We start from the raw sequence: 1,042 nt of genomic DNA, 5'->3' as shown, positions 1-1,042 counted from the left end.
CTAGGTGTACCCGGTCAGGACGTTGGTGGCACGAGGGAGCTTGAACAAAGGAGAACCTCCGGGTGGGATGTGGCTTGTCTAAGGCCCACATCACAAACCCAGAGGTTCTCATGTCCCACGGTAGCGCCCGCCTGACCGTTCACGGTCGTCGACTCATCGTCCAACGCCACCAAGCCGGATGGGCTCAAGCCCACATCGCCGCCGCGATGGGGGTCTCACGAAAATGCGTGAAAACCTGGATCGACCGGTACGCGTGCGAGGGCGATGCAGGCCTGGCCACGCGTTCCTCCCGCCCCCACACCAGCCCCACGAGATCTTCTGCAGCCACGGAGCAGGCGGTGCTCGCCGCTCGCGCCGAGCACCGGTACGGGCAGGACCGTCTTGCCCCGCTCACCGGGGTTCCAGCACGCACGATCGGCAGGATCCTGCGTCGTCATCACGTGCCCCGCCTGGCCGCATGCGACCCGATCACCGGGGAGGTGATCCGTTCTTCGAAGACGACCACGCGCCGGTACGAACGAGACCGGCCCGGGGAACTGGTCCACGTGGACGTGAAGAAGCTGGGCAAGATCCCCGAGGGCGGGGGCTGGAGAGCACGAGGACGCGCGGCGACCGAGGCTGAGAAAGGCCGGCGCCCCAAGATCGGATACGACTACGTGCACGCGATGGTCGATGACCATTCCCGCCTGGCCTACGCCGAGGTCCTGGCCGACGAGACCGGGCAGACGTGCGCGGGATTCCTGCAGCGGGCCGCGGCGTACTTCGCCTCTCGGGGGATCACGAGGATCGAGCGTGTCATCACGGACAACGCGTTCGCGTATCGCCATAGTGCAGCGTTCCGGGCCGCGGTGGCCGGGCTCGGGGCCAGGCAGAAGTTCATCCGCCCGCACTGCCCGTGGCAGAACGGCAAGGTCGAGCGGTTCAACCGGACGCTGGCGATCGAGTGGGCCTACCGGCAGGTGTTCACCTCCAGTGCTCACCGACAGGACGCGCTTGCCCCGTGGTTGGAGTACTACAACACTGAGCGGGGTCACGCCGCGCT

1 protein-coding gene is annotated in these 1,042 nt (G+C 66.9%); it reads left to right on the top strand.

From position 1 onward, the window contains the following. Positions 1–110 precede the first annotated feature (110 nt). The coding region (locus tag KZX60_RS11885) for an IS481 family transposase (protein ID WP_248118618.1) at positions 111–1,042 on the top strand (932 nt) is incomplete at its 3' end.

The sequence above is a fragment of the Micrococcus sp. EYE_212 genome (genome assembly GCF_023147585.1).
Taxonomy (GTDB): Bacteria; Actinomycetota; Actinomycetes; order Actinomycetales; family Micrococcaceae; genus Micrococcus.
Note: the sequence above shows the minus strand (reverse complement) of the source record. Positions and strands in the feature narration are given on the sequence as shown.